Raw genomic sequence first — 255 nt, 5'->3', positions numbered from 1 at the left:
GTCTATTCATGGCGTGATCAATCTCCTGTTGTGTAATCGTGGTGAAATCTCTGTTCTTCGGAAAGTATTGCCTAATCAATCCATTCGTGTTTTCGTTCGTTCCTCGCTCCCAAGATGCATAGGGATGAGCGAAATAAAAGTCAGCTTTTAAGGCAGAGGCGATTGTTTCATGTTGGGCAAATTCTCGTCCGTTATCTGAGGTGATGGTGCGTACTTTTTTACGATAAGGTTCAAGCAATTCAATCATCGCCTGAC

Annotated in this window: 1 protein-coding gene; it reads right to left on the bottom strand. The window is 43.1% G+C overall.

The features are described 5' to 3' along the window. A partial coding sequence (locus ACO0K1_RS20360) for an IS30 family transposase (protein ID WP_423029038.1) occupies positions 1-255 on the bottom strand: 255 nt, incomplete at both ends.

This window comes from Undibacterium sp. SXout20W (genome assembly GCF_049340285.1).
In the GTDB taxonomy this organism is placed as follows: domain Bacteria; phylum Pseudomonadota; class Gammaproteobacteria; order Burkholderiales; family Burkholderiaceae_D; genus Undibacterium.
Note: the sequence above shows the minus strand (reverse complement) of the source record. Positions and strands in the feature narration are given on the sequence as shown.